The following is a 17,935-nucleotide window of genomic DNA, read 5'->3' as shown; positions in this document are numbered from 1 at the left end:
ATTCGGTTTATAGCTTGGGTTTTCTCTATTAACCAATCTAAATTATCTAAGTTTTATTTAATTTTCTTATATTATTTTACCATAGTTACTCTGGGAGAGCCAAAATTATTACTTTGGCAAACAATTTCGATACTATGAAGGTAGTGGATTCCAAGCTGATATTAAAAAATTAAATGGTTTGGAGCTAGTTTTGGGCGGGTTGCATAACGACTTTTACCAGTTGCTTGAGGATACTGGTTTACCCTATGCTCAACTTATTGAAACTAACGCCCCTCTTAATACTATTCAGCGTTCGATAGTATTCAACTGGATGGATAATTTTAAGAATTCTATTGTTTCTAATGCGATCGCTTCTAATTATTTAGGGCTGAGTAAGAACTGTACAGAACTAGCTTCTGTAGGTGCAAATCAACAAAATCCTTCCAATTTTGATGTAAATGAAAATATTGAATCTGAAGAATGGTAAGTATGAGCTTTACCAAATTGACAGTGAGATTTTAAATTGACTATTTAGACAACCTATGACCAATATTGCAAAAGTTGTTGAAAAAGTTATTGCAGAATATTCTGAAGAAAAGAAAGCAGAGGTTGCTGATTGGATACTTAAATTAGGTGTTCGACCTGATGACCCCTTGTTTAACCTATACGCGGAACTAGGTACAACCCAATTTGCGTTGCAGCAGCTACCTGGTAGGCTTGACTCGCTTGTGGTGGGTTGGACTGACATGGTGGACGATAAGTTAAATAGTGCTTCTAAGGTGGCAATACAACAACAAAAAAGTGCGATCGCCCAAGCCGCTAAAGATTTAATTAAGATGACTAAGCAAGCTGGTGGGGCATTGCCTCTCTTGAGCGTAAGTAATTGGCGATTGGCACAAGTAGCGGGAGTGTTGGGTTTTGTACTGGCTTTAGGATCTGCAATTGGTGTTTTTACATACAAGACTATTACTGGAAGTGTAACTTTTCAGCAGGCGGCTTCTGGATCTGCCATTTTACAACCCGAAGATAAAAAGCTTCTGGATTGGGCCAAATCTAATGAAGGTAAGGTAGCACGTAGTATTTATGTTAGAAACGCTGCCATCATTAAAACTTGCCGCCAGCAGAAGAAGTATTCAGGTGGCTGCATAATTGCAGTTGATTAATTTTCTAGGCAACCCACCCTTTGTATCCTTTATTACTCGTTTTAGCTGTATCCTTTTGACTATTTTGGTTGGTTTTGACTCTTGTGTGGGTTTCTTGAGTAACTTCTTCTTCGATTTTCATGTCTGCAAAGCTGAGAATTCCCAAGCGGATAGCTTCGCGGATAGCGTTTAATCTATCTTTGACTCCTAACTTGATAAATGAATTATGTAAATATGACCTGACTGTACCTTCGGAAACATACATGACATTAGCAATTTCATTATTTTTCATGCCGCCAGCCGCTAATTTGAGAACTGTAATTTCTTTATTAGAAAAATCACTTAACAAATCTAGTGAATTTCTATCGGCTGTGTCATTTGACCTAAGATTATCAATCAGAATGCGATTAATCGTTGGGTCAATCCATGATTCATTATTGTATGCAGCCATTACTGCTTCAATGAATCTTTCTCCTACTTCTTCTCTGGCATTATTTTTACAGTAGTAGCAGTCTGCGCCATTACTAATTGCTGCGTTAATGGTATCTCGACTGCTATTTGCAGTCATAACCACTATTTTAATTGACGCGTGTTTGCATTTAATTAAACTTATGACATCAGTGCCATTGATATCAGGTAAATCGATATTTATCACCACGATATCTGGCTTTTGTTGGTCAACAGTTTCTATTCCTTCCTTTCCAGATTTTGCAACGCCACATACCTGGATTTTACCAGTTTCAGATAATATCGTCGCCGCTCCAACCCTAGATATGTTCTCATTTTCAATGATGACAACATTAATAGGTTTCATATTACATACTGTTCGGTTTAGTATTTTCCCTGATTATTATACTTATAACACTTAGCTTTTACTATTTTTTAATCTTTACAGTTACTATAAATTAATCAGCTTGTTTAAAAACTTTATTTTTAAATTTAAAAAATTTACAAAGTGATTGGATGGTTTGTGTAGTTTTCATTAAGCAATCTATTTACTAGGCAATTTTATCGATCGGTTTTAGTTTTAATAGTATTTATCAAATTTAGGGGGTAATAAAGGATTTTTTATGAATTTCAATAAACTTCTAGGATGGATAGAAAATATTGTTGTTTGGTCTTTAATAGGAATGCTATGTTTGGTCGGGTTAGGTAGATTACCTATTAACCCGACGAGTTTGTTTGATTTTACTGCGTCTTTTTATTATTTTGCTGTTGCGGTTGTTATTTGCCCCAAAACTCCCTTGAGTTTTAATAACAAGCTAGTTTTGGGGTTTATAGCTTTTTCGTATGGTGTGTGCTTTGGGTTGATTTAATTTATCTCTTGAACAGCATCCTGGTTTTTGAATTGTTGTTGGTTGTGTTCGCAGTGTGCTTGTTGCTCATCGAACAGAGCCTTAAACCGTTCAAATTCATTATGGGTAAGGTTATTGATGATGATAGAGTAATTCTCTGAACTATTATTACGAGATGCTAGGAGTGCTTCTTGGCTTGCTTCTGAATCAGGGGAATTTCTATCAAGGCTAAGAGTTTGTGAATCTTCTCCTGATTTGAGACTTGCAGTATATGCCTCACCTTTATAAATGATACTTTCTGTCTCTTTGTCTGGTTTCCCAAATATATTTAAGCGGTCTAAAATTACAGGAATAACAAATTGTTGAATTTGTAAATTAGCGATAAAAGATTGCACTTTATCGTGTTGACTTTCTTCTACTAAGTTGCCATTATTGTCGTCATTTTTATCTGTAAAATTTTTTAGAACATCTGGTTCAATTCTATTTTCTTTAGACTGGCTTACTTCGGATTGTAAAGATGACTCTGGACTAACTGGATTAACAAAATTGATAGGTTCAATTTCTGTGGAGCTTAACTTTACTTCCTCTTGTGCTATTTCACTGATTCTATTCATTTCTGAATTTAACTTTAACACAGCCTCTTGTCGTTCCTCAGCAGTTGGAGGATTTTTTGCAGATTCTTCAAATTTCTTATCAGGTATATTAAGCTGTGCGATTAATTCTCTGAGGAGACAAGCTTGCATTGCTGGAGTTAAACCTTCTACTGGAAACTTGATTAGTTCTTTCATAATAAAATTACCTTTCTACTAAATCTTTTTTGACATCTTTGAGTGCATTATTGATGCGATCGCTCATAACTTGAAAATCTTGTAATGTTTCATCACTAATGTTACTTACTTGAGTTTTTCCTTGTTTGACATATAGCAAGATATTATCCTTTTTATCTTTAACTAAATAAGTTTGGTTTTGAGTCTGAGTAGCAATCTGATATTTTTCTGTTTGGACTGTCATAATGCCATTAATATCTTCTTGTCCAATTGTCTTAACTACACGTTGAGCAAGACTGGTCATCTCATTAACTTTTTCTAATTCTTTAATGTCTTGTTCCATTGCCTTAAAAGCATTCTCAAGACTAATATTTTCTTGAATGTATAAATTAGTTACCTCCTGAATTCTATTGAGATATGTGTCTGATTTACCGAGTTTTTCAGCCGCCATATACCAGTCTTGAAGATTTTGCACTGTATTAGCTTTCATCCGCTCGATAATGCTATCCATCGCTCCAACTTGCTGCATTTTGGGTTGAGCAGGTGATGCGAGTGCTTGGTCAATATTTGGTTGTTGGCTTTGTTGCGGGGAGAAAATGCTCTTGTCTTTAGCAATTAATGAGTTATGTAATACTTGTGTATTGGTAGAAATAATATCGCTACTAACTTTGGTGTTTTCTACAGGATTAAATACTGCGTACCCTTGGGAAGTTTGTTCTACTTTGTACCCTTTTTCTTGGAGATAATTTTGAACTAATTGGTCAGTTCCTTGTGCATTTCCAACTAGAAAAGAGCTTTTCGCTGTTATTGCTTTATCAAGTAAGGGTTTATAGTGATTTTCAAATGTTTGGGCAATTTGCTCGCTTGTTACTCCACGCCACGGGCCAGATCCGGACACCATAATGATGTCTTCTTTTGAGTAATTTCCTGTGTTGGCGCGTTCCCCCCATGCTTGCTCGTAATTTCGTGTGCTTGAAAGTGTACCGGGAGGTGCAGCTGATTTACCGATAAACTGGGTAGCTATTTGGGCCATCGCAATGTCTTTTTTCATGTGTTCAGCGACGGCGGCGTTTATAGGTTCGAGTTGAGACAGTGGATTTGTGGGCCGCAGAGCAGTCTTTTGGGACTTGTCTTGCTGGGTTTGTACTGTAGTTTGTTGTGATTTTGCAACTACATACATATATGCTTCGCTAAGGGCTTGAATAAATGCGGATTCTTTACCCTTACCCTGCCACTGTTTATCTTGGGCGTTAGTTATGCTTGTACAATTCTCTAACCAATTGACTCCCCCACGTTTGGCGATCGCCTCAGTTAGCCGGGGGTGTTGTTCGAGTTTAGCCTGAAGCACTTCTACCATTAGCTGGTATTCATCAACTGATGGATGCAACTGCTTTTGGTGATTAAATGCGTGTTCGGCGGATGCGTATGCTACCCCTTGAGGTTTTTGGACATGGGTTTCTACTCCATACTGCCCGGCGGGGGCTTCTGGATTATTTTTGACTGAAACTTGGTAATCGTTTTGCAGCTTGCCTTGTTCTTTTGCCAGTGCAGTGGCAAGACTTAGTGCTACTCCCAGCCCATCTTTGGAGTCGGGGCTGATATTTACTGGAGTTGCAGCTTGTTTTTGGATGGTTGGGAACGGAATAATTTTGCCATTGACATAATCTCCTAGTGGCTCCATGAATAAGCCATATACCTGACTCTTAATCGCTTGAGTTTGGGTAAGTTCTTTTGGTGAATGCTTCTCCCATCTCGCCCAGGCTTGCTGGTAACTTGGGTCTTGAATCATTTGGGTGGTAATTTTATATTGCTTACCTACCCGAAAAGCAACTTGCTTGCCGTTTTTACCTTGGGCGATCGCAATATCTCCCTCATTGATACCATAAGTTTTGTGGTAGTCTACACCTCTGGTAGTGTGTATCCTACCGTGTCCGCGCATAGCATCGATGGTTGTATCAACTGGTATTGTGGTAGCTTCGCCGTGCAGATGCAGCAAATAAACCATTGGTACTGGTTTGCCAGATATACTCGCGTTGTCTGGAATCTGAGGATTAGCAGCGCGTGCCGCAGTGGAATTGCCAATGGCGATAATTTCTTCGACAGTTGGTTGGTTTGAAGGGTGTGAGGGTATGTTTTGGGCGACTTCTCTGAGGCTGGTATAACTGCGCTCTACTTTAATTTCTCCCCCTGGTGTCCACTCGTTAGCTTTGATGGTGAGGTCGTTGTTGCTTTGGACTACCGCACGCGGAGGTTGGTTTGAGGTGAGGAAGTTCTCAAATTTTTGGCGAACGCTGTTTTCTCTGCCCAGGTCATTTTTAATTGACCAGATGTTGATAGACCATCTACCAGCCTCAGTATTCAGTGCAGCGTGTTCGTTCTTGCAGTTAAAGCGGGTTACTGTACCCGACTCAAGTTTAAACTCTTGGTATGGTGCCTCCTGATTCTCTTCCCTAGTCCATGCCATTCGTTCCTTAGCAGCGCGATAGCCCCAGTCAGAATTTCCGATATTAATGTTGCGGGCTTCCGTCGCGGCGTAGGAGTCATCGCGGTGATAGTTTATGCCAGCACCGGGGTTCTCGGAATAAGTTACCAGCACAATATCAGCGTCAGGATATACTTGCTTAACAAGTTCCATCAACTTGTCGTCCTGCACCCCTGGCTTGAAGTCTTTATCCTTCAAGTCCCATTTTGCACCGACCCAGGCAACTTGTCTCAGTGGTGCATAGTTAGATTTGTCATTTTCAAGTATAGGTTTGAGGTGGGTTTCAAGATGCGATCGCAGCTGGTCAACTTTTTCCTCGCTTACCTTACCCAATATTTCGATAGCTTTAGTTGGATCGGCTTGACGCGAGTTGGGTAGTAATATTGATTGATTCTTAGCTTCTGCTTGTATATCCGTTAATACTTGCATCTCACCCGCGTTTTGATAGACTTGTGAAATTCCTCCAACTGTGGCGTTAGTATTTGATTGAATATTAGTTGTATTCTTTTCAGATAAAGCTTTAGCAGGAACAGTTGGTACTGGAGAATCTTCTTGATTCAGTTCTCTTGGACGGTTAGGAAGTGCTTGTAAAGCTTTTTGGTAATCACTATTTTCTGGAATATTGGTTAATTTTAAAAGACTACCTTCAGTTGCAACTTTTTCATTTAACTCTGCACTAAGCTGTTCATAGCGGTCAAAACCATCAACTTCACCAATATTAATAGCTTCTCCAAGCAAAGTATTTAATTCTTCGGTTATTTCCTCACTAATCTCATTTTTATTAAAAATGAATGTAGCGGTGTTACTCTCAATAAAATAGTTGTTTTCAGTAGATTTTGATTCTAGCCAAGTGGCTACAGCGATCGCGTTTTGTGCGGGAACTACTAGTCCAAAAGCTTCTTTAGTTTCTAAGAGCGCTCCATCCGGGGAACTATATTGTTGATTTGGATTATAAAAATATATAGTTTGTTGTGGAATGATTGGAGTGGGTTGTGATGGTGTATCTGCACTTTTGATATGACCACCAGCACGGTTAATAAAGGTTTGTCTTAATTCGCTGCTGATGGTACTTTCATCAAGTACGAATACAGTCATTCCTTTTTTAGCTTCTAACCGAGCTTGTGATACAGGAAGCTGTTCGTATGATACTCCTACTTTTTCGAGATACTTTTTGGTTTTTTCAGTTAGATTTTCATCAACTGCTAATCCTAAAAGCCCTACTAATTTTTGTTCTTTATCTTGGAACATGATTGTAGGGCGTTCGTTAATTTTATCGAGTATTTGGTTGCGTTTTTCCTGCTGTTCGGTTCTTACAGGCTTTTCATTACTTATAAGCTGACTGCGTTTAACCCATTTGTCGGGATACTGTACTGTTTCTGGATCGATAATTATTTTACAGGTACTTTCATTACTGTTAATCTCTACAGGGATAGTGGTTCGTTGTTGGTTTGGGCGAATAATACCCGTATCAATTAATTTTTGTACAGTGCTAGTTTCTTTCCTTTGCCACTGTTTTTGTGTATTCCCTTTATTTAAATCAGCTTCGAGACGTTCATTATGCTGACCAATAATACCGAGCGATTGGTCACCTATTTTAGCAATATAAACGTGCTTTTTATCAAATGCTCTAATTAAAGTTTCTTGAAATGCTTGGTTGCTAATCTCATGTTTTTTGTATTTTGGATTCGTAATATTAATTCGTAACAGATTGCTCTGAGATGTTTCTGCTATGGCATAGGCATTTTGTCCAGTGATGATAGTTTGAATTTTAAGCTGTAACTTTTGCCCATTCCCAGGCTTTTCTGCTAGCCAGCCTTGAGCAATACCTTCTTTGATTGATTCTTTATCAATATTGCCTAGTTTTTCAGGTTTGTTACCATTTTGAAGATAGATAGTATAGTCTTCTCGAATCAGGTCAACCTTTTCAATAGTTAACATTACAGGTTCATTATTAAACCTCTGGGAATTCCCAAACTTATTAACTTCGCCTACTTTGAAAGTGAGTTCTGGTAGTCCAGGTACTTTGGTTGTAACAGACGTGGTGTATACTTCACCTTTTTCAATACTGCCAATAGCAATAGTACCAATTGGTAGCCGGGCATTACTTTGTTCAATATTTCCGAATGATTCGTAATTACCCTCTTGATTCTGGATCTCAATTACGCTTTTTCCATCTTCAGCTAGATTAAATCGAATACTCTGAGGTTGATTTTGATTAAAAAACTCATTATTTCGGTCAAACCCAGTGATACTAAACTCGGTAAACTTGAGTGTATCCAACTGACTGATAATCTCTTGAGGAAAGGCAGCAAAGGCAAAATTAGAAACTTTGTTCTGGCGATCGCTACTTTTATCATTACCAGTCTCACGAGTAGTTGATACTGCCCAGGTGGCAGCTGCCATTGTTAGCTTTTGGTCTTCTGGAATCGAATTATAAAAGTCCTCTGCTACTTCGTAAGCTTTTTGGTAAAGAAGTTTAATTTGACCTTCGCTTAGTTCAGGCTGGAATGATATTTTGTTAGATTTTACTTCTTGCCCAAGTGTAATTCCTATCTCTTCGAGTTTATTTTCTTGCTCCCTCGCTAGTGTTCCTAATTTTCTAAACTTGGGTTTACCATTCTCAGTTTCATCGTTAATTTGAGCATAAACTAAATATTTATGCGGACGGTTGTTGTTGCGCTTATCTTCGGATATCTCTGATACTTTTATCGTAATTGTGTTAGCTTTCCAGATAAATTCATTATCATATTGTAGAAGATTAGTTATACTTACTTGATTACCACTAGCAAGGGTAATATTTGCAGACGGCCCTTTTTCAGTTTCTTTTTGTTTAGATAACTCACTTGCTCGGTTGAATGATTTGTCGAATTCTTTTTTGATGAGGGTAGCTCTTAATCGCTCTTTGTGAGAAAATTCAACCCCTTTAAATAAAGCTTGAAATTGAACGATTTCACGCGATTCGAGGCGAGCTTTTTCAAAATACTGATTGGTTTGAGCAATTAGTAATTCAACAGGAGAGTATCCTGTCGGTTGAATTGTATTGTCAATATAGACATCTTTCTTCTTATCCTTAATATAGTTGACTTCACGATGAAGAATCCGACTATTATTGCGAATAATTTCAATTTTAGGTTTTTTGGCACTCTTGAAAAGGTCAACTGCAATTTGATTTTGAAATGCTGCCTCAGCAATCATTTCACGGTACATTTGGGTATTAATGTTCATCGCCACTAGTGTATTGGCGGGTTCTTGTCGAACAGTTTTGATGAACTCTTCCATGTAACTGCGGTACTTGCTTGAAATTTCCTTCCCTTCAATACCCTTGGATTTTGCCCAGGCTTCTGTTTTGAATAAATCTTCGTAGTGTTTGGCTACCTGCTGTACGTACTCAATTGAGTCTTTTTCACTACCAAAATTTTTGAGAATCGTAATTTCTGACTCTAACGCCTCAATTGCTGTAAGGTGATTGTTGATAACACCCACACTAATGTCATCGCTCATGTGGATGGCGATTTCCTCAAATTCTGGCTGACTGCCATCTTCTTGGTAAAAAGATTGTTTCTTAAGTTTGACAGTTGGAGCGTAAGCGTTTTCAGGAAGGTTGCGCTCCTTTGCTTCGGCGGTGAGGTTGGGATACTTGCTTGCCCGCTCGAAGCCGATACAATCACCATCGTAGTCACGTGCTTGACGCTCTTGTTCGGACTCTTGAGGGAGAATTTCTAATTCATAACCAGCTGATTTTAGTTCTAAAATATACTGATTAAATTTGTTAGTAAACTCGATTTTATCTTTAGTTTCGAGCTTACTAATACTTTGGTCTAAGTAATTTTCAATACCTGCTAACTGGATATTTTTTCCTTGAGCTTCTGACAGGATAGATTTAATTTGCTCATTGAGGCGGTTGTAAATGCGATCGCTTGTTTCGTCCGAGACAGCGATCGCACCAGCGAGAGGTTGGCCATCAGGCCCAAGGATATCTTCTACAATTTTGTTAGTTGAGACGCACAGACCATTTGAGTTGAGGAAAGGGGAGCGGAAGTTGAGAACTTCTTCACCGTCTTGATAATGCGGTATGGAAATTTCCCCATTTTGCAGGTCTTTGGAGGGAATGACCATTGCTCGCTCAAATGTGAGCGTCTTGCCGATGGCGATTTCTTTCCATTCGTTTTGGACGAACCGGGCGAGTTCGCGCTGTACTTTCTCAGTTTCGAGAAGTTGCCTTTCTCCTTGCAAGTCAGCTTTGATGAGTTTGTAAATAAACGAGTCAGTAGCAATGCGATCGCGCAAAGTTTCTAACTCTTCTGCTAATATTGGATCTTCTGCTGCTTGTTCTTCTAGTATGGTTGCTTGTTCTTCTAAAAAAGCTTTCCGCTTCTCGTACTTTTCGCAGTAAAGTTGTACAAGTTGCCGAGGATCATCCTGTGCTTCTTTAAGCTTTTTGGCTTCAAGTTCTAGCTGTTCAGTAAAGTCTTTCAGTCCGTTAGGGAATGAAGCGAGTAACTGCGATATAGCTGTCTTGCCGAGTTCAGATTGTGATTTTTCACCTAGCCAGATATTTTGTCGGTACAATCCAGGTTGAATTTGAGGCTTAGTCGGGCCATTAGGATTATCTTTATCAGTTCCCTTGAACGCAGATAAGGGAAGAATTAGATCAATTTTATTTAAGTTATTGGGGTCTTGATAATTGAGGATTTGCTCAAGGTTAGCAGGGCGTAGTGTACCTTTACCAAAGCGGTATTTATTGTCATTTCCGTCTCGATCAGTCCAACCGAAGCGGTGCTGAATTACTCGATATTTATCACCTTTTTGATGCTTGGTTAATTCGTGATACAGGTCTTTTGATATTTGTCCGTAACAGTCTCCTGTTAGCCGATATGCTTGGTCATTACTGATAATGCCGCCATTTTCACCATTATTATCATCAACTATTAGGATGTTTAACTCTTTATTGACAGCATTTTTACATGAACCAAGAAAGATAGACCCGTAAGCACCTCTATCTTTGTTATCAGGGCATAATTGCCTAATTGTATCTAGACATTCTTCAGGGCCATATAACAACCGAGTTTTTGACGATAATAATAATTTATGACCTTCAGGATGATTAATTAATTGTTCCACAGTAGACTTTTCGTCCATATGTCCGAACGAAAAGTTTACCCCAGGAAAGAAATGTTCTAGTAGAGTATTGTTAAGTTCTTCCTTTAACAGCGAATCTGGATTATTTGTATTACCATCTGTATGAATCCATTGATTTAATCTAGTGTCAAAATGTTTAGCTTGAATTGCCATATATAAACAATTAAACTTATAAAATTAAAGATAAATTTTCACTTTTTGGCACTAAAATGCCTGTAAAATTAAATTTTACTTTCTTTTTATCTGTAATCTATTCAACAAGTTTCTAATTTAGACTAACAATTTGCCAGTATTTAAAAATACTTGTTTATAGAAAATTTACTTAGTTTATTCCTAATAAAGCCTTATTGAACCTAATGCCATAATTTAAGTATGCCAAAAAATATACTGACTTATTGATTACTTCTTGCTTAACCCTGAATCAGTAGTAACATTCTTCATGTTTGCCATTGTGGTTATGTTTGCAGTTTGAGAGGAAAAGCTAAATTCGTGTGGCAGCACCTTGATAATTTTACACCTCTCTAAGAGGCTGTCTCTAAACAAATGTAAAGAGAGCAAAGCAAGGCGATCGCTACAAATGAAAATTGATTTTGAAGCAATAAAGTAGTGATCTCAACAATGAGATGCAAAGCGTATCCAAGAGATGTAAATGATGCAGAAGAACTCTTGCAAAAGTTTTTTATGGTAAGATAAAAGACTCGGCAATTTGCGATTATGATTTTGAAGAGCGTTGAAAATAGAGAAAGCCAAACACCTTAGTGCGAAAAAATTTAAGCGAATGACTGGAGTAAGCCGTCGAACCTTTGAATTGATAGTTAATGTAGTTAAAGCTGATGATCAAAAGAAGAAAAAATCTGGCCGCCGACCTAAATTAATTATTGAAAACCAAGTTCTAATGATCATTCAATATTGGAGAGAATACTGAACTTACTATCATATTGGATTAGACTGGGAACTATCAGAGTCAGCAGTATGCAGAACAGTTTATAAAATAGAAAACATTTTAATTAGTTCCAGAAAGTTTAGTCTGTCTGGTAAAAAAGAACTATTAAAAATGTCATCTTAAGAAGATTTAGTTGTGATAGATGTGATGGAAAGTCCAGGGCGAACGCATCTAAATATAGTACACGTATACTAAGAAAGCGACAAAAGTAGCGATCGCTCTCCGGGATGGAGATTGAGCAATGAGGCTTTGATGATAAAGTCATTCTAGAAGTAGAGGAAAGCCCCTAGAAAAGCGTGAAGCTCAAGCCCAAAATTACGATTGCTGACCACTTTGCCGTAATGGAAGACCCAAGAATAGACCGCACGAAGCGACACAATTTAATTGACATTCTCACAATTGCTTTATGTGCAGTGATATGTGGAGCAGACAGTTGGGTAGCAATTGAATTGTATGGCTGCACAAAATATGAGTGGTTGAAAACGTTTTTAGAGCTACCGAACGGAGTACCATCTCCTGACGGAGACGCTACGCGAACGCACGATACATTTGCACGAGTATTTGCACAGTTGAATCCGCAGCAATTTCAAGAATGTTTCTTAAATTGGATAAAGTCAATACAGATTAGGACGGATGGTGAAGTAGTAGCAATTGACGGCAAAACTTTATGTGGCTCCCATGATAAAAGCAGTGACAAAAGTGCAATACAAATGGTAAGCGCGTGGGCAACTACAAATAAATTAGTGTTAGGGCAGGTAAAGGTGGATGAGGAATCAAATGAAATTAAAGCAATTCCCGAATTAATAAAAGTATTAGAACTATCTGGTTGTATTGTGACAATTGATGCCATCGGTTGCCAGAAGGAGATTGTGAAGTTAATTAGCCAACAAAACGCAGATTATGTAATTACTCTCAAAAAGAATCAAGGTAATCTGTATGATGAAGTAGAGCAACTATTTAAAGCAGAGATAGGCAAGGGTTTTCAAGATTTTCAACATAGCACATACAAAACAGAAGAACATGGGCATGGTCGTCATGAAATCCGCCACTATGCAATGTTAACAGGAATTCAATCTCGGCTTGATCCTGATTCAGTTTGGTCAAACTTTAATAGTATTGGGATGGTAGAATCCGTCCGACAAGTAGATGGTAAAACAACAGTGGAGACTCGTTATTTTATTAGTAGTCTAGAAGATAATGCCAAACAATTCGCTAATTCTGTTCGCAGCCACTGGGGGATAGAAAATTCATTGCATTGGGGAGGCAGCGCGTTGCGGGGGTTCCCCCCGTTGTAGCGACTGCCGTTATTAGATGTAGCTTTAAAAGAAGATGACTGTCGGATTAGAAAAGATAATGCTCCACACAATTTTGCAGTAATGCGGCAGATAGCCGTAAATCTTTTAGGTAAAGAGAAGCGTGTGAAACGTGGAATTAAAAATAAACAGTTCCTGGCAGCAATGGACAATAAATATTTAGAAAGAGTTTTATCTTTAGGGTAAACTAACCTGTCAATAATTTAGTTATGTTTGTTACTTATTTTGAGGGATAAGCTTACTTATTCATGGCTGAGTAGTTAGCTAATTTATCCTTAGACAAGAGTTCTTTCATTAGAGATAAGCTAATTTACGTCTTAGCCAAAGAATCGATTTATTCTGTTTATCTGTTTTGTCAAACTTTACACTTATATAAATGATTTTGAAATCCTGATTAGTTTTTGTTAGGAAATAAGGTGCGTTTTCCCTGGCTTTTGATTTATTTCTAATAATGATAGTTTAGGCTTGAGTTGATTCAAGTCTTGTTTTGGAATGCTTAATTTTATGAACAGAGCATTTTGATTTTACTAACAGTAAAAACATAGTGACTATTTTAACTTTGCAAGTGCGGTTTTATACTTAATTTATATCTGCGCCTAAATTTTGATTGATGATGTATCAAGAAAAGCCTTATATCAGGTCATATAAATTGATTTTTTACTGCTTGTGAGAAATCCGGGTTTAAAAACTCAAGTATTTATGCAAGAGTTCTCCTGTTATGCTTATGGATGAAAGGGCTTGTTTACTACTTGCTTATCCCGGAAAGTGACAGAAAAGAGATATTAATTCTTATGTTTATTTATAACGGCTTGTAAAATCTCCTTGACTTATTCATCCAGCAAATAAGAGAGTATAAGAGCAAATAAGAGAGTATAAGGAAAAAATGAATAACATCAGTATTTATGCTGATGTACAAGTTGCAAGAAGAAAATCTGCATCATATTAGGTTTTGCCTACTAATGAACTAATACCTGTTCTTTATGAAGCTGCATAGAATGAGATCCCCCCTAGCCCTCTTTGTTAAGAGGTAACCGTAAGAAATCTATCAAATTCCACACTACTTGCTTCAAGTCGGTAAAGCCTCCCAACGCAGTGGTTCCCCTTTTTCAGGAGGATTTAGGTATATCTAAATATGCGCAACTTCACATGAAATTGGTATAAACAACGGATGGCTTATGGTTGCGGTCACAATTGCGATCTCGTTCCTTTTAATAGGAGAGAGTGAAAAACTACCTGGGCTAACAATACCTTTGCCAATTTACGAGGGGAATTTCATGTATTAACATCTCTTTATCTAGGGTTGGGCAAAAACAATAACCCTAAAAATTCCTTAAATATAGCGAAGTTATTGAGTCTGACAAATTCTATTAAATGTAGGAAGGTTGTTATATGGGAATTGAGACTATCATTGTCATTTATGACAATGACTCTTGTGAATTTGAAGAAGCGAGACAACTCGACAAAGAACCGACAGTTGCTCGGTTGCTTCACCGATTGCAAAAGAGACTTCAACAGGAGCAGGAAGAGAGCCCAGATTCAGAAGCAACCAAGGAGTTCAAAAAAGATATTGACATTCTCGAAAAAGGATACAGAGAAGAAATTCCCAAGATTGTTGACGATTATCAAAAGGAGTACTTTTCAACTTTTCTGAGAGTGCAGTTACCTAAGGCTGAGGAGAACTACAAAAAGCTCTATAACTGGACTAATGACAATGATAATCCTGGAGCAAAAATTCGTAAAGCTATAGATGAACTGAGAGAGAATTCCTACGAGGAAGTGGAAGCCGATCTCAAAAAGCAATGGGAATCTGCGTGGAAGGAATTAGAAAATGGTCATTATTGTCGCAAGGAGGAAGCACTGGCTCTAAAAAATAGGGCAGGGAAAAATTTTGAAACTAATAAAAAATTCAAAGACACAGTTACCAATTGGTTCAAGCAGCTTGATGAATTATATAAGAAGGCAGAACCCCTTCTTGACACAGCAAATTATAAAGCACTGTATGCCTATAACCTAGAATTTGCTTCTATTTTACAAGAAGTAAAACAACTGAAAAAAGAAGATACAAAGTGGCAAGCACAAAATTTAATAGTAAAAGACCATGAATGGTTAAAGACAGAGTTGACGGAACATTTGAGGCAATATTGTCTGGCAGTGTTTAAGTACTTCTACTGGCATAAAAATTCGTTGGAAATTGCGGAAAAGGAAAAGAAAGTTTGGGAGAGCTATGACAAGTTTCTGCAAACCCGTAGGGATCAATTTATCCGGGAAGCACAGGATATTGAGCCAAAAGAAGAAGATTATTGCGAAGATAGTTTATTAACTGCAAAAGCATCGGAGCAACCACCAGAAAGCATTCCCGTCAGAGCTTCTCGTAGGGCGAATGAGATGAAATGATCAAGGATTTAGATAATAGCCTGAAAAAACTTCTTGAGGCTGAATTACTGAATGTTTTTTCTGAGGAAGTCACCGTTGTATTTGATACACCTGATGATAAATTTCATCCCAATCAAAGAACAGTTGATTTCTTTCTCTATGATGTACGGGAGAACTTAGAACTACGCAGCAATGAGTGGTTGGTAGAGCGACAAAGTAATGGTGTTGCTCGCAGACAACCGCCTTTAGTACGGGTGGACTGTTCTTATTTGGTGACTGCTTGGTCGGGAGATGTTTTGAGCGAACACAGTTTGTTGGGTGAGGTGATGAAGGTGCTATTACGGCATCCCAACCTGCCAGAGAGCGTACTCGAAGGCAGTTTGGCAGGGCAAGAGCCACCACTACCAACGAGTACTTTACAGCCTAGTCGCTTGCAAAGTTTAGGCGAATTTTGGCAGGCACTGGGAGGTAAGCCGAAGGCATCTCTCAATTACACCGTAACTATTGGTGTAGAGCCATCTCAGCCCGTGGAAACACCACTGGTAACAGATGCCCAGTTCCGCCTAAAGCCTGGTTCAAGGGAGGCTTAGTCAATGGTGCAGTGGCAACTAATTCGACATCAAGTAGCGATCGCAGGACAGATAACGAATGCCCAAACCAAAAAAGCGATCGCCAACGTCGAGGTTATGATTACCAAAGCACCTCAGGCTTTCACCGACTGGCTGAAGCTAAAATCTTTGCAGCATGGCAAGTATTACCCCAATCTGACTAGAACCACTTTTGATGGGTACTTCCATTTCTGGGATCTACCTGAGGGTGAGTATAGTTTGACTGCATCACTACCAAATGCGGCTAGACGCTACGGTACAGCGATGATAAGGGTTACAGTACCCCCCAAGGTTGAGGGCAAAATTATCGTGACTGCTGCTGACATGGCACTGCCACCCACTGTCCTCAAGGGTAATATATCTAACCAGAATGGCGAACCTGTTTTCATGGCAGAAGTGCGGGTAAAGGGCGGCACAGAAAGTACATTCAGTAATGACAAAGGGCAATATTCACTGATTGGGTTGGAATCATCAGAGATAAAGCGCATTGTGATTGTATCTGCACAGGGTTATAAACCCATTTCTCAATCAGTAGTAATCAGTCATTCCAGTACAGATTTGCCGCTACCTTTGAACTTTGTTTTACAAGGATGAGGCTCGTTCTAGGTAAATGCTCTATGTCCAACCTGATTTAAAACAAAATTTAGCACAGAGGAGTAGAAACAATGCCCGTATATCAAGCACCAGGAGTATATGTTGAAGAGGGATCCTCAGGTAGTAAACCGATTGCTGGTGTCGGGACTAGTATTGCTGGGTTTATCGGTCGCGTGGACGATAATGTGACAATGCCAAATAAGCCAGTAAAATTTAACCAGCTACCAGAAACTTACCCCCTAGCTCCTGTGAATCAGCCACAATTAATTACTAGTTGGGAAAGGTTCAAGACAAGGTTTGGCGACTTTCACGAGGGTAATGCAACCTTAGCTCATGCTGTATTCGGCTTTTTTAACAATGGTGGCACCCGTTGCTGGATAGCTCGCATCGCTGATGAAATCGATGCCGAAAATGTCAGAGCAGTCTTAGAAACTTTCAAGCCTATTGATGAGATTGCCATAGTCGTCGTACCTGGTGCGATTAGTGATGAAGTCCAGAATGCTGTTTTGGAGCATTGTGAAGACCAATATTTGCAGGATCGCTTTGCAATTTTAGATGGTCGGCATGAAGAAGTTACTAATTTCAACCTCACTAAAGAGGCGATTCAAGGAGGAACTAGAGATAGTAGCTATGGTGCTATCTATTTTCCCTGGATTGAGGTTTTCGACCCCATCACAGACAAGAATATTTTTGTCCCTCCTAGCGGTCATATTGCTGGAGTATACTCTCGTGTTGACACTGAGCGTGGAGTATATAAAGCACCAGCTAATGAGGTAATTCGTGGTGCAGAAGGAGTGGAGATTGTTGTCACCAAAGCAGATCAGGCAGGATTGAATCCAGATGGAATCAATGTGATTCGCAAATTTAGTGGCAACAACAATATCTTAATTTGGGGTGCGCGGACTCTCGCAAGCAAAGAAGATCCAGAGTGGCAGTACATCAACGTTCGCCGTTTGTTTCTTTACCTGCGCGAATCCATTGACGAAGGTACTCAGTGGGCAGTCTTTGAGCCTAACGATTTTAAACTGTGGGCTAAAATCCGCCGCAATGTTTCAGCCTTTCTGACTAATGTTTGGCGTGATGGAGCTTTATTTGGCAAGACTGCCCAAGAAGCTTTCTACGTCAAGTGTGACGAAGAAACTAATCCACCGGAAGTTAGAGATTTAGGTCAGGTTGTCACAGAAATTGGTGTGGCAGTTGTCAAACCAGCTGAGTTTGTCATCTTCCGTATCAGTCAGTGGGCTGGACCAAAAGCTAATGGCTAATAACTAAACTAATAACAAGCAGCGATTGGGTAGGC

General features: G+C 38.8%; 10 protein-coding genes and 2 pseudogenes. 9 read left to right on the top strand and 3 right to left on the bottom strand.

Going from position 1 to position 17,935, the window contains the following annotated elements:
* Positions 1–178 precede the first annotated feature (178 nt).
* Entirely contained in the window at positions 179–466 is a 288-nt protein-coding gene (locus H6G76_RS37250; RefSeq protein ID WP_242056496.1) for a hypothetical protein, read from the top strand.
* Positions 467–521: 55 nt separating this feature from the next.
* Complete coding sequence (locus tag H6G76_RS23600) at positions 522–1,142, top strand: DUF6753 family protein (RefSeq protein WP_190706373.1); 621 nt, start codon at positions 522–524, stop codon at positions 1,140–1,142.
* Positions 1,143–1,146: 4 nt separating this feature from the next.
* On the opposite strand, the gene H6G76_RS23595 is transcribed toward H6G76_RS23600, so the two are convergent.
* On the bottom strand, positions 1,147–1,935 hold the full coding sequence (locus H6G76_RS23595) for a response regulator transcription factor (RefSeq protein WP_190706370.1): 789 nt from the start codon (positions 1,933–1,935) through the stop codon (positions 1,147–1,149).
* Between the two features lie 256 nt (positions 1,936–2,191).
* On the opposite strand from H6G76_RS23595, the gene H6G76_RS23590 reads away from it, so the two are divergent.
* Positions 2,192–2,437 (top strand): hypothetical protein, encoded by a 246-nt coding sequence (locus H6G76_RS23590; protein WP_190706367.1) that lies wholly within the window; start codon positions 2,192–2,194, stop codon positions 2,435–2,437.
* Here H6G76_RS23590 and H6G76_RS23585 read toward each other — a convergent pair.
* Positions 2,434–3,204: a hypothetical protein gene (locus tag H6G76_RS23585; RefSeq protein WP_190706364.1), complete on the bottom strand. Its 771-nt coding sequence runs from the start codon at positions 3,202–3,204 to the stop codon at positions 2,434–2,436. The two genes, H6G76_RS23590 and H6G76_RS23585, sit on opposite strands and share 4 nt — an antisense overlap.
* 7 nt (positions 3,205–3,211) lie before the next feature.
* Positions 3,212–10,957: a hypothetical protein gene (locus H6G76_RS23580; protein ID WP_190706361.1), complete on the bottom strand. Its 7,746-nt coding sequence runs from the start codon at positions 10,955–10,957 to the stop codon at positions 3,212–3,214.
* Positions 10,958–11,534: 577 nt separating this feature from the next.
* On the opposite strand from H6G76_RS23580, the pseudogene H6G76_RS23575 reads away from it, so the two are divergent.
* The 6 genes and pseudogenes from H6G76_RS23575 to H6G76_RS23550 form a co-directional block, all read left to right on the top strand.
* Positions 11,535–11,867, top strand: a pseudogene (locus H6G76_RS23575) (transposase family protein); the annotation flags it as partial.
* Positions 11,868–12,043: 176 nt separating this feature from the next.
* Positions 12,044–13,246 (top strand): annotated as a pseudogene (locus H6G76_RS23570) (ISAs1 family transposase).
* A 1,203-nt stretch (positions 13,247–14,449) separates the two neighbouring features.
* Entirely contained in the window at positions 14,450–15,454 is a 1,005-nt protein-coding gene (locus H6G76_RS23565; RefSeq protein ID WP_190706359.1) for a hypothetical protein, read from the top strand.
* The gene (locus H6G76_RS23560; protein ID WP_190706356.1) at positions 15,451–16,023 is read left to right on the top strand and encodes a DUF4255 domain-containing protein; all 573 of its coding nucleotides are present in this window, start codon (positions 15,451–15,453) and stop codon (positions 16,021–16,023) included. Before H6G76_RS23565 ends, H6G76_RS23560 begins: the two co-directional genes overlap by 4 nt.
* 3 nt (positions 16,024–16,026) lie before the next feature.
* Positions 16,027–16,635, top strand: a complete 609-nt coding sequence (locus H6G76_RS23555; RefSeq protein ID WP_190706353.1) for a carboxypeptidase regulatory-like domain-containing protein — start codon at positions 16,027–16,029, stop codon at positions 16,633–16,635.
* Between the two features lie 71 nt (positions 16,636–16,706).
* The gene (locus tag H6G76_RS23550) at positions 16,707–17,900 is read left to right on the top strand and encodes a phage tail sheath C-terminal domain-containing protein (protein WP_190706351.1); all 1,194 of its coding nucleotides are present in this window, start codon (positions 16,707–16,709) and stop codon (positions 17,898–17,900) included.
* Positions 17,901–17,935 lie beyond the last annotated feature (35 nt).

It is taken from the genome of Nostoc sp. FACHB-152, from assembly GCF_014697475.1.
In the GTDB taxonomy this organism is placed as follows: domain Bacteria; phylum Cyanobacteriota; class Cyanobacteriia; order Cyanobacteriales; family Nostocaceae; genus Nostoc_B.
Note: the sequence above shows the minus strand (reverse complement) of the source record. Positions and strands in the feature narration are given on the sequence as shown.